Origin of the sequence: Siccirubricoccus deserti (assembly GCF_014283215.1) — a bacterium.
Taxonomy (GTDB): domain Bacteria; phylum Pseudomonadota; class Alphaproteobacteria; order Acetobacterales; family Acetobacteraceae; genus Siccirubricoccus; species Siccirubricoccus deserti.
Window position 1 is genome coordinate 21,319 of sequence record NZ_JACOMF010000046.1, and the last position, 11,288, is coordinate 32,606.

The following is an 11,288-nucleotide window of genomic DNA, read 5'->3' on the forward strand; positions in this document are numbered from 1 at the left end:
TGACAGGCCGGACCGACGGCCGGAATGCTGTTGCCAACCAAAGAGGAGACGCGCCATGTCGAACCAGCCTGACCTGGTCATCCGCGGCGGCACCATCGTCGATGGCAGCGGCGGCACCCCCTTCGAGGCTGATGTCGCGATCGCTGGCGGACGCATCCAGCAGGTCGGCAAGGTGACGGCGCGCGGCGCGGAGGAGATCAATGCCAAGGGATTGATCGTCACCCCGGGCTTTGTCGACATCCATACTCATTACGACGCGCAGGCGACCTGGAGCAGCCGCATCGACAGCTCCTCCTACAATGGCGTGACCACCGCGCTGATCGGCAATTGCGGCGTCGGCTTCGCGCCGTGCCGGCCGGAACGCCGCGACGCGCTGATCAAGCTGATGGAAGGCGTCGAGGATCTGCCCGAAGTGGTGCTGGCCGAGGGCCTACCCTGGAGCTGGGAAACCTTCGGCGAGTTCCTCGATACCCTCGGCGCGCGCCACTACGACATGGACATCGCCACCCAAGTCACCCACGCGCCGCTGCGCGTGCATGTGATGGGCGAGCGGGCCGAGGCCCATGCGGTGGCCACGCCGGACGAGATCCAGGAGATGGCCCGCCTCGCCGCCGAGGGCATCCGCGCCGGCGCGCTCGGCTTCTCCACCTCCCGCGCCATTGCCCACAAGACGCTGGACGGCCGCCACATCCCGACCTTGGGCACGCCAGAGGCGGAGTTGGAGACGATCGGCCGCGCAGTCGGCGGCGCCGGCGCCTCCTGGATGCAGGTGATCTCCGACTTCGATGACCCGGAGGATGAGTTCGCCCGGCTCCAGCGGATCTGCGCCGCCTCCGGTCGGCCGATGACCTTCTCGCTGCTGCAGCGGGAGAGCCGGCCCTGGCTGTGGCGCCTGCTGCTGGAGAAGATCGAGGCCGCCAACCGCGCCGGGGTGAGGATGACCGGCCAGGTGATGGCGCGGCCGGTCGGGCTGATGCTGGGCTTCGAGCTGTCACAGCACCCCTTCATCGGCCGTCCGTCCTGGACGCCGCTGGCGGCGCTGCCCTTCGCCGAGAAGATGCGGGCACTGCACGACCCGGCGCTGAAGGCGCGGCTGCTGTCCGAGGAAGCGGCGGATCCGATGCTGCGGGCCCGGCTCAACACCTGGGACATGATCTTCAAGCTGGGCAGCCCGCCGGATTACGAGCCGCGACCGGAGACCAGTGTCGGCGCCATCGCCCGCGCCCGCGGCATGGACCCGGCGGCGCTGGCCTGGGAATGGATGATGGAGCAGGACGGCCGCGCCATCCTCAACCGCCCGATCATCAATTACGCCGATGGTGACCTGGAAGCGGTGCGCAGCATGGTCGAGCATCCGCAGACCCTGATGGGCCTCGGCGACGGCGGCGCGCATGTCGGCATCATCTGCGATGCCTCCTCGACCACGCATATGCTCGCCTATTGGACGCGCGACCGGATGCGCGGGCCGCGGCTGCCGCTGGAATTCGCGGTGAAGCGGCTGACGCGGGACAATGCGCTGGCGCTGGGCCTGGCCGACCGCGGCCTGGTCGCGGCCGGGCACAAGGCGGACATCAACGTCATCGACTATGAACGGCTGCAGATCCGCGTGCCGGAGATGCACTACGATTTGCCGGCCGGCGGCAAGCGGCTGGTGCAGAAGGCCGATGGCTATGTAGCGACCATCGTCAACGGCGCCGTGGTATCGCGGGAAGGCGTGCCGACCGGGGCGCTGCCGGGGCGGCTGGTGCGCGGGCCGCAGCAGGCGGCGCGGATGGCGGCAGCGGCGGAGTAGATCGGGGGCAGCCCCCAATCCCCCGCTGGGGCCCAGACCCCGGTCTAGGTTTGGGCGCCGCCGACCCGACCCTACCCTGGAATCCGAACCGGCAATTCCGTGATCCCATGGACGAAGGTGGAGTAGACCCGCTGCTCCGGCCCCACCACCTCGATGCGGTCGAAGCGCTTCAGGATCTCCTCCCACAGGATCTTCAGCTGCATCTCGGCCAGCCGGTTGCCGACGCAGCGGTGGATGCCGAAGCCGAAGGACAGGTGCTGGCGTGGCCGTGGGCGGTCGATGATGAAGCGGTCGGGCTCCTCGATCGCCGTATCGTCGCGGTTGCCGGAGATGTACCACATCACCACCTTGTCGCCCGCGCGGATCTTCTGCCCGGCGAATTCGACATCGGCGGTGGCGGTGCGGCGCATGTGCGACAGCGGTGTCTGATAGCGGATGATCTCCGGCACCATGGTCTCGATCAGCGCCGGGTTGGCGCGCAGCTTGGCGTATTCCTCGGGAAATTGGTTGAGGAACAGCATACCGCCGCTGATCGAATTCCGCGTCGTGTCATTGCCGCCGACGATCAGCAGCACGAGGTTTCCCATGAACTCGCGCGGTGACATGTCGCGCGTCGCCGGGGCATGCGCCAGCATCGAGACCAGGTCGGGCCGCGGCTCGGCGTTCACCCGCGCGTTCCACAGCGTGGTGAAATAGGCCAGCATCTCGGCGAAGGCGGCCTCCCGCTGCGCCTCGTTCTCGATGATGCCGCCCGGCATCGGCAGCGCCGTGGCGCAATCCGACCAGTAGGACAGCTTGCGGCGGTCCTCCTGCGGCAGGTCGAACAGCGTCGCCAGCATGGAGACGGTCAGCTCGATGGAGACCTTGTCGACCCAGTTGAAGGTCTCGTTGCGCGGCAGCTCGTCGAGGATCTCGCAGACGCGGGCGCGGATGATGTGTTCCAGCTTCGCCAGATTGCCCGGCGCGACGATGGGCTGCACCGCCTTGCGCTGCTCGTCGTGGCGCGGTGGGTCCATGGCGATGAACATCGGCAGCCGCAGGTCCTTCTGCCGGTCGCGGATGGTGATGCCGCCGAGGCTGCTGTCCGAGGAGAAGACCTTATGCGCCAGCTCCGCCTGCACGATGTCCTTGTAGGTGGTGATCGACCAATAGGGGCCGAACATGCTCTCGGCGCAGTAATGCACCGGCGCATCCCGCCGCAGCCGACGGAAATAGGGGTACCAGACGTCGTCGCGGAACAGTGCCGGGTCGCTGACATCGAGCTTGTCGAGCGGTGTGGTGGCGGCGATTTCGGCGTGGTCGAGCTGCACGGGCGCGTTCATGGCGGCGATCCCATCGGTCGCTTCGGGGAAGGCGATTAGTGCTGGGCTTCGGGCAGCCTGACGGTCAGGCCATCCAGCGCCTCCGAAACCTCGATCTGGCAGGACAGCCTGGAATTCGGCTCCGCCGTCGCGGCGAAGTTGAGCATGCTGGCCTCCTGCTCCCCGGGCGTGCCGGTCTTTGCCAGCCAGGCCGGGTCGACGTAGACATGGCAGGTGGCACAGGCGCATTCACCGCCGCAATCGGCGTCGATGCCGGGCAGGTTATTGTCAACCGCACCTTGCATCACCGAACGGCCGGTCGGAACCTCGATCCGGTGTTCGGTGCCGCTGTGCTCGATGTAAGTGATGCTGGGCATGGCGTTTCCATCTTGATGGGCGCTGTCAGCCGGTGAGCTCGCGCAGCGGCTGCGCGGCATCCCGCAGCAGCGCCGCGGGCACCCGCTGCTGCTTGGCGACAAGCAGGCGGCCGGCCATGAACTCGGCCGGCGCATTCACCGCCTCCACCGCCAGCACGCTGTCGTCGGCGGCGAGGTGGAACACGGCGAAGCCCTCGCCTTCGGCGGCCGGGCGCACCACCGCCTGGGCCGGGCTGAAGGCGAGGCCGGCCATCTGCAGCCGCAGCGCGAATTGGTCGGACCAGAACCACGGCACCTCGGGGATCGGCGGGGCACGGCCGCAGATGTCGGCCGCCGCCTGCTTCGCCTGCTCGATGGCGTTCGGCACGCTCTCCAGCCGCATGCTGCGGCCGTAGAGCGGCAGCGGCCGGAAGGCGCAGTCGCCGATGGCGTAGATGGCGGGATCCTCGGTCCTGGCGGCGAGGTCGACGGTGATGCCATTGCCGCAGGCGAGGCCGGCGTCCCGCGCCAGCCCTTCCTCCGGCACTGCGCCAATGCCGATCAGTGCCGCGTCGCAAGGCACCACCGTGCCGTCGCGCAGCTGCACGCCGCTGACGCCGGCGGCATCGCCGAGGATCGCCTCCACCGCCGCGCCCAGCAGGATCCCGACGCCCTGGGCGCGATGGTGGTCCTGCAGGAAGGCCGAAATGTTCTGCCCGGCGACCCGCGCCAGCACCCGCGGCTCCCGCTCGATCACCGTCACCTCGGCGCCGAGGGCACGGGCGGAGGCGGCGACCTCCAGCCCGATGTAGCCGCCGCCGATCACCGCCAGCCGCCGTCCGGGTTTAAGCGCCGCCTGCAGCGCATCGGCATCGGCGGCACTGCGCAGCACCAGCACGTCGGGCAGATCGGCGCCGGGCACCGGCAGCGGCCGCGGCCGGGCGCCGAGCGCCAGGATCAGCCGGTGGTAGCCGAGCGTCCCGCCGCCCGACAGAATCACCCGTTGGGCGGCGCGATCGATGCCGGTGACGCGCTCCCCCAGCCGGGCGGTGATGTTCTGCTGGGTGTAGAAGCGCGCCGGGCGCAGCGCCAGGCTTTCGGCGGTCGCCTCGCCCTTCAGCCAGGCCTTGGAGAGCGGCGGCCGTTGGTAGGGCAGGATCGGCTCCGCCCCGACCAGGGTGATCGGGCCCTTCCAGCCGTACTGCCGCAGGAAGGCCGCCGCTGACCCACCGGCATGGCCGCCCCCGGCGATGACGATGCCTGCTTCGCTCACGCGTGGCGACTTTCTCTGATCATGGCGGAATCACGCATGGCGGAACGCCGGGCGTCAAGGAAGGTCGAGGTCCGGCAGGCGGTAGCGGTCCTCCGGGTCGTCCCAGCCCTTGTACCGCGGCGCGCGCTTCTCGGCGAAGGCGGCGCGGGATTCCATCCGGTCGCTGGTGGCGCCATGGGTGTGCAGCTTCGCCGCGAGCCGTTCGTATTCCGGTGCCATCCGCGGCCGCATCCGCCGCATCATATGCACGGTGTTGACGCGGGAGGCGGGCGGCAGGGTCAGCAGATGCGCCGCCATCTCCAGCGCCGTCGGCAGCAGTGCCTCCGGTGCCACCACGCGGTTGAGGAAGCCGAGCGCGTGGAAGCGTTCCGCGGTGAAGCGGAAGCCGAGCGCCATCTCCATGGCGATGGGGAAGGGCAGGTTGGCCAGCGCCCCGTGGTTCCAGCCGCCGAGCAGCCAGCGCTTGGCCTCGGAAACCTCGAACACCGCGCCGTGCACCGCGACGCGCAAATCGGTGCGCTCCACCAGCATGAAGCCGCCGCCCATGGCGAAGCCGTTCACCGCGGCGATCACCGGCTTTTCCAGCGTGCCGTTCATGAAGGGGTCCTCCTGCGCCGGACGGCGCCCGCCTGGGGCGCCGTCGGCCAGGGATTCCTTCATGTCCTCGCCGGCGCAGAAGCCGCGGCCGGTGCCGGTGAGGATGGCCACCTCCAGCACCGGGTCGTGGCGGAAGCTGGTCCAGATGGCGGCCAGCTCGGTCCGCAGTTCCGCGTTGAGGGCGTTCATCCGCTCCGGACGGTTGAGCCGGACGACCAGCGTCTGCCCATGGGTTTCGGTTTCGACGACGGCCATGCTGTCCTCCCTGGCGTAGGCGGGCAGCTTGCCTTCAACCGAAGGCGCGCACCACCAGCCAAAGCCCGAGCAGCCCGAGCGCCGCCTGCACCAGCCGGCGGAACCGCGCCTCCGGCATGCCGTGCCGCAGCCGCTGCCCCAGCGCCATGCCGAGGAAGGCCGGCACCACCCCGGCCAGGGAGGCCAGGCCAAGGTCCGTAGGCAGCAGCCCATGCCCGGCCAGCCCCGCCGCCAGCGCGCCGGTCACCACCAGCACGCCGAGGCCGAAACCCTGGATGAACTGCTGCGGCGGCAGATGCAGCGCCGCCAGCCAGGGCGCCGCCGGCATGAGGAAGCTGCCGGTCATGCCGGCGACGAATCCGGAGGCGCCGCCCATCAGCGGCGACAGCCAGCGTTCCCGCCCCGCCGAGGGCACCGGCCAGGGCGGTCCGAGCAGCGCCAGCCCGGCCGAGGCCACCAGCAGCAGGCCGAGCAGCCCGGACAGCACCGCCGCATCGCTCCGCGCCAGCACGCCGGCGCCGGCCAGGCTGCCGAGCCCGGCGGCCAGCAGGAAGCCGTACAGCCGGCGCAGCGCCGGCCACAGCGCCGGGCCGGCCAACGCCTGCCACAGGTTGGTCAGCAGGGTCGGTACCAGCATCAGCGCCATCGCCTCCGGCAGCGACCGGCTCAGTGCCAGCAGGCCGAGGCTCACCGAAGGCAGGCCGAAGCCGGCGAGGCCCTTGACCAGGCCGGCGAGGAGGAAGGCGCCGGCGACCAGGGCGGCATCGGCGAAATCGATGGTGATGGGCATGGGGCTGCTTCTAGCCGACTTCCTGCCGTATCGGTTCGGTGCCGGGTGAAATTCGGGTGCCCGCCGGCCGCGGCGCCAGGGCCAGCAGCCCGGCCAGTGGCAACAGCCAAGCGATCCGCGCCTGATAGCGGTGGTGCGGACCGGAGAGCGCGCCGGTCGCCGCGGCATTCGCCATCACCCCAACCAGCACGCAAAGCACCAGCCCAAGCCGCCGCGGCTCCCCCCGCCGCGCCGCCCGCCACCCGGCGAGCAGCGTCGCCGCCGCGCCCAGCAGCAGCACCGCGGCATGCGGCCGGAGGAAGGGTGCCGCCGTGCCTGGCAGGAGCCCGCGTGCCTGCAGCCCAGCGGCGAAGCGTGCCTCCTCCGCCGCCGGAAAGCCGAGCGCCAACTGCCGTGCGACCGAAGGGCCGAGGTTGTCCGGCACCAGCGCATCGCCCACCCGCGCCATCGCCAGTTGGCGCAGCGCATTGCCGGCGGCGGCGCGCAGCACGCCCAAGGGCTCCCGCCACAGCGTCTCGCGCAGGATGGCGGCGGCCTCCGGCGCCAGGCTGATCGGGCCGCCCGGATGCGCGCCATCGCGGCGCGGCGCCCAAACCGGGCCGTCGCCGGACCAGAGGAAGGCATCGGCGTCATCCGGCAGCCGCCCGGCCCAGGCGCAGAGATGCCAGCCGCTGTCCGGGCAGTGCGCTGCGATGGTGCGGGCCGCCGGACCATCGGCGACCAGCCGGGCCAGGGCGAAGACCGCACCGAAGGGCGAGACGGCGGCGCGGCCATGCAGCAGCGTGTTGGTCGCCACCAGCAGGCCGAGCGCCAGGACCAGTGGCAGGGCGCAGGCCAAAGCCGGGCGCCAGTCCCGCCGCACCGCCAGCACCAGCAGCGCCAGCGCCATGGCAAGAGGTAGGTGCGAGAGATGCGCGGCACAGGCCAGAGTCGCCAGCGCCAGCAGGGCGTGGCGTTCAGGCCGCGTCAGCGCGGACCCGGCGAAGCCCAGCAGGAAGATCGCCAGCACCAGCGCCGGTGCCAGCCAATCCGGAATCAGCAGCGCGGCGAACCAGGGCGCGGCGGTGAGGGTGGCCAACCCGGCGCAGAGCAGCAGGTGCCGCACGGGACTTTCTAGGCCCGGTCCGGTGCGGGCCTGATCGTGGCCAGGTCTGCGCCGGCCCAGCGCTTCACGCCCCGGGTGTTGCCTTCCAGGGCGGTCGCGGGCCAGCACCCGTTGCACCAGCCAGAGCAGCCAGGACAGCGCCAGCCCTTGCGCCAGCGCCGGCAGCCACAGGCTCCAACGCCAGTGGAAGGCGTGCAGCGCCGGGCCGAAGACGAAGGGCTTGTCCCAAATCGCCCAGCCCTCGATGGTCTGGGCCAGGAAGGCGCCGGTGTCGCTGAACACCAGCGGGTAGTGGTTCAACCAGGCCGGCCACAGTAGCAGCGCGGCGCCGCCGGCGACGGCCCAGGCAGCGCACCATGACCGGCGCGACCGCTTCCGGCCTCCGCGGGCATCGGCGGCGGTCACCCGGCGGCGTAGAGCTCGACCACATTGCCCTCCGGGTCGGCGATGCGCAGGGTGCGGGGCGGGGTGCCGGCGGGGCCGGGCGGGTCCAGCACCGGCACCCGCGCGGTCAGCATGCGGCGATGCCAGCGGTCCAGCTCGTCATCCGATACCGGGAAGGCGAGCAGGATGCCGCTGTCGGCATGCGGGTTGGCCGGGAACAGCGCATCGCCGCGCGGCCGCAGCACCAGCTCCACCCCGCCAAGGGTGAAGCATGGCCTGGCACCGGTGCCTGAGAGGGGCAGGCCGAGGATGCCACCGAAGAAGGCCTCCTGCCGCCGCGGGTCGCGGCAGGCCAGCTCAAGCCGGGCCAGCGGGCCAAGGGTCACGCAGCCTCCCAGCGGGCGGCGGCACGGTCGTCCTCGGCTTTGGCCTCGACCCAGCGCTCCCGGCCATCGGCGAATTCCTCGCGCTTCCAGAAGGGCGCCCGGGTTTTCAGCCAATCGATCAGGAAGGCGCAGCTCTCCAGCGCCGCGGCACGGTGGGAGGAGGCGGTCAACACCAGCACGATCGGTTCGCCCGGCGGCAGCCGCCCGACCCGGTGGACCACGGTGCAGCCGGTCAGCGGCCAGCGGGCGCAGGCCTGCTCGGCGATGCCGGCGATGGCCCGCTCGGTCATGCCCGGATAATGCTCCAGCACCAGCGCCGCCAGGCCGTCGTCGGCGCGGCAGAGGCCGACGAAGCTGGCCAGGCCGCCGACATCCTCCCGCCCCGCGGTCAGCGCCGCGCTCTCGGCGGCGAGGTCGAAGGGCGCCTCCTGCACCCGGATGGTGGGACGCGCCGTCATCCGCCGGTCACCGGCGGGAAGAAGGCGATCTCGTCGCCGCGGCGCACCGGGTGGTCGGGTCCGGCGAAATCCTGGTTCACCGCGGCGCGGATGGTCTTCGCATTGGCGAAGGCCGCGGCATGACCGGGGCTGCGCACCGCCAACCAGGCCATGAGCCCGCCGATGTCCCGCACCTCATCCGGCGGGGAGACGGCTTCCTCGGCGACGCCCACCTTCTGGCGGACCCAGGCGAAATACAGCACGCGCATGAGCGATTCCCGTTGCCAGCGCCGCTCAACGCGGCGTCGGCACCACCTGCACCCCACCGTCGGGGGTGATGAGGGTGGTGGTGTTGCCGTCGCGCACCGCGGTGCCGGTCTGGCCACCTGGGGCGATGTAGGTTTGCACCCGGTCGGTGCCGCCATTGGTGACCACCGGACCGCTCGGCGTCTGGATCACCTGGCCGTCCCGCCGCGGCGGGACGCCGGTCACCGGCGCCAGCGGTGGCGCCGAGGCACGCGGTGGCGGAACATCGAACTGGCTGGACGGCGGCGGCGGTGGCGAGGAGCTGCCGCCGAGGTCGGGCGGCGCGCCACGCACCGGCGGCGGGTCGGTCGGCTGCCAGGTCGAGCGGCCGGCGGGGCCCGACATGCGGTCCAGCTCGCCTGGCCGGTAGGTCGGGATGCCGCGCAGCGCCGCATCCGGGTTGGCGAGGGTGGCGCGCGGGGCTTCCTGGGCCGGCCAGACATCGCCGGGCTCGACCGACAGGGCGGCGACCGCCGGCGCGGTGCCGCGGATCCGCTGGATGGTCGTGCTCTCCTCCGGGCTGCGCGGGGTCATGCCGCCCCAGGGGGCGCCGAAACGCTCGCCGGTGCCGGAGACCGCATTGGCCATCGAAGCGGTCGCGCTGTCGAAGCTGCTGCACGCACCGAGCGAGAGCGCCATTGCCAGTGCCGTCCCGATCGGGACCGTCCATCCGCCGTTCCGTCGCATAACCAGCTCCTCAGGCCCCGGCACCACGGGGCGTTGCAGGGAAGATGCGTCGGCCGGGGCCCGGCCTCAAGGCCGGATCGCCGGTTCCGCCCGCCGCGTCTGGTCCTCGGCCCCGGCATGCCGCAGCCCGGCCCAAAGATAGTCGCGACCGGTCAATAAAGTGAGGGCGGCGGCGGTCCAGAGCATGGTCTCGCCGATCAGCGAGACCGGCAGGAAGCCAAGCTGGAGCACGCTGGCGGCGGTGTCGCCGGCGAGCAGCGTGCCCAGCGCACCCATCTGGAAGCCGGTCTTCCACTTTGCCAGCCGGGTGACCGGCAGGCCGATGCGCAGCTGCGCCAGGTATTCCCGCAGGCCGGAGACCAGGATTTCCCGCAACATGATCAGGATGGCGGGGTAGAGCGCCAAGTCGGAGAGCCTGCCGTGCCCGGCCAGCAGCATCAGCGCGGCGCCGACCAGCAACTTGTCGGCGATGGGGTCCAGCATGCGGCCGAAGCCGGAGACCGCCTTGCGCTGACGGGCGATCTTGCCGTCGAAATAATCGGTGATGGCGGCGGCGGAGAACACCGCGCAGGCGGCGACATCGCCCCAGGGCGTGCGCAACGCCACCATCATCACCAGCAGCGGGATGGCGGCGATCCGGCTCAGCGTCAGGAGGTTGGGGAGGTCTGTCGGCATGGCGCGGGGCAGTCATGACGGAGCGGATGCGCCGGGGCAAGCCTGGGCAGGCGACGGTCGGGCGAAGAGGATATCGCCGGGCGCCAGGGCGGTGACATTCCGCGGGACGATGCGGTTCCCCAGGCCGGGGCGATGGTGCCATCGGTGCCGATGACGGCGAAACCCGCCTGGACCTCGGCCAAGGCGGTGACGCCGAGGCCGACGAGCCGGAGCCGGTCCTCGCCGGAGGTGAAAGCGCCGATGACGTCGAGGCCGGTGCCGCGCTCGGAGACGAAAGTGTCGGCGCCGGCCTCGCCGAACAGCACATCATAGCCGGCCCCGCCGAGCAGCCCGGCGGCGTCCTCCGTGCCATGCAGCGTTTCGTCGCAAGCGCCACCGATCAGCGGCTCCACGCCGCCCGGTGAGCCGGTGCCGAAGACATTGCCCTGGGTGCCGCCGCCATAGAGCACATCATCGCCGTTCCCGCCGGACAGCAGATCGGCGAGGTCGCTGCCATCGGCCGCATCGTTGCCGGCGCCGCCCTTGATCGTCATCGAGGCGCAACTGGCCCCGAGTACCTTGGCGTAGGGAGAAGCCGATCAAGGCCCCGGTCCGTGGCAGAACGCAGGAGAGCCGGCTGTCGTAGCTCACACAGGCGAGGTCGGTGTGGTCGAGCCCTTAGATCTTTGCCCATACCGGCCGATCGCTGCGGTGAAGGAGACGGTGTCGCGGCCAGCGCCACCATCCAGCGTCTCCGGTGCCGAACCCGCCAGCACCCTGTCATCGCCGTCCGTGCCACGGATGATCCCGCTCATCGGGCTGGGCTTTGTTCGATGGTTGCATTGTTGAAACCCTGTGGTGGGCGACCTGAGGAGCATCAGGTTGTGGGTGAGGACCCGCAGGATGATTTCGCGCGCCTGCGCGGCACCGCTGCGAGCGCTCAGAGCCGAGCCGAGGCGTCGTTT

General features: G+C 71.3%; 14 protein-coding genes. 1 reads left to right on the forward strand and 13 read right to left on the reverse strand.

What is annotated here, in order from left to right:
* Window positions 1–55: 55 nt before the first annotated feature.
* Window positions 56–1,792 (forward strand): N-acyl-D-amino-acid deacylase family protein, encoded by a 1,737-nt coding sequence (locus tag H7965_RS23300; RefSeq protein ID WP_186772979.1) that lies wholly within the window; start codon window positions 56–58, stop codon window positions 1,790–1,792.
* Between the two features lie 71 nt (window positions 1,793–1,863).
* Here the strand turns inward: H7965_RS23300 and H7965_RS23305 are convergent, their stop codons facing one another.
* The 13 genes from H7965_RS23305 to H7965_RS23365 form a co-directional block, all read right to left on the reverse strand.
* Window positions 1,864–3,114: a cytochrome P450 gene (locus tag H7965_RS23305; RefSeq protein ID WP_186772980.1), complete on the reverse strand. Its 1,251-nt coding sequence runs from the start codon at window positions 3,112–3,114 to the stop codon at window positions 1,864–1,866.
* A 35-nt stretch (window positions 3,115–3,149) separates the two neighbouring features.
* Window positions 3,150–3,470, reverse strand: a complete 321-nt coding sequence (locus H7965_RS23310; RefSeq protein ID WP_186772981.1) for a 2Fe-2S iron-sulfur cluster-binding protein — start codon at window positions 3,468–3,470, stop codon at window positions 3,150–3,152.
* A 25-nt stretch (window positions 3,471–3,495) separates the two neighbouring features.
* A complete protein-coding gene (locus H7965_RS23315; protein ID WP_186772982.1) occupies window positions 3,496–4,722 on the reverse strand; it encodes an NAD(P)/FAD-dependent oxidoreductase in 1,227 nt (408 codons plus the stop codon).
* A 54-nt stretch (window positions 4,723–4,776) separates the two neighbouring features.
* Window positions 4,777–5,574 carry an enoyl-CoA hydratase/isomerase family protein gene (locus tag H7965_RS23320; RefSeq protein WP_186772983.1) on the reverse strand — a complete coding sequence of 266 codons (798 nt, stop codon included), beginning with the start codon at window positions 5,572–5,574 and terminating at the stop codon, window positions 4,777–4,779.
* 34 nt (window positions 5,575–5,608) lie between these two features.
* Window positions 5,609–6,364, reverse strand: a complete 756-nt coding sequence (locus H7965_RS23325; protein ID WP_186772984.1) for a sulfite exporter TauE/SafE family protein — start codon at window positions 6,362–6,364, stop codon at window positions 5,609–5,611.
* Between the two features lie 10 nt (window positions 6,365–6,374).
* On the reverse strand, window positions 6,375–7,769 hold the full coding sequence (locus H7965_RS23330) for a hypothetical protein (protein WP_186772985.1): 1,395 nt from the start codon (window positions 7,767–7,769) through the stop codon (window positions 6,375–6,377).
* Window positions 7,770–7,870: 101 nt separating this feature from the next.
* Window positions 7,871–8,239: a VOC family protein gene (locus H7965_RS23335; RefSeq protein ID WP_186772986.1), complete on the reverse strand. Its 369-nt coding sequence runs from the start codon at window positions 8,237–8,239 to the stop codon at window positions 7,871–7,873.
* Window positions 8,236–8,697 (reverse strand): molybdenum cofactor biosynthesis protein MoaE, encoded by a 462-nt coding sequence (locus H7965_RS23340; RefSeq protein ID WP_186772987.1) that lies wholly within the window; start codon window positions 8,695–8,697, stop codon window positions 8,236–8,238. The genes H7965_RS23335 and H7965_RS23340 overlap by 4 nt, the downstream gene beginning before the upstream one ends.
* Complete coding sequence (gene moaD / locus H7965_RS23345) at window positions 8,694–8,945, reverse strand: molybdopterin converting factor subunit 1 (RefSeq protein WP_186772988.1); 252 nt, start codon at window positions 8,943–8,945, stop codon at window positions 8,694–8,696. The genes H7965_RS23340 and moaD overlap by 4 nt, the downstream gene beginning before the upstream one ends.
* 25 nt (window positions 8,946–8,970) lie before the next feature.
* A complete protein-coding gene (locus H7965_RS23350) occupies window positions 8,971–9,669 on the reverse strand; it encodes a hypothetical protein (RefSeq protein ID WP_186772989.1) in 699 nt (232 codons plus the stop codon).
* Window positions 9,670–9,735: 66 nt separating this feature from the next.
* A complete protein-coding gene (gene pgsA, locus H7965_RS23355) occupies window positions 9,736–10,344 on the reverse strand; it encodes a CDP-diacylglycerol--glycerol-3-phosphate 3-phosphatidyltransferase (RefSeq protein WP_186772990.1) in 609 nt (202 codons plus the stop codon).
* Window positions 10,317–10,877 (reverse strand): calcium-binding protein, encoded by a 561-nt coding sequence (locus tag H7965_RS23360; RefSeq protein ID WP_186772992.1) that lies wholly within the window; start codon window positions 10,875–10,877, stop codon window positions 10,317–10,319. Before H7965_RS23360 ends, pgsA begins: the two co-directional genes overlap by 28 nt.
* A 93-nt stretch (window positions 10,878–10,970) precedes the next feature.
* On the reverse strand, window positions 10,971–11,288 hold a 318-nt coding region (locus H7965_RS23365; protein ID WP_222440768.1), incomplete at its 5' end, for a hypothetical protein.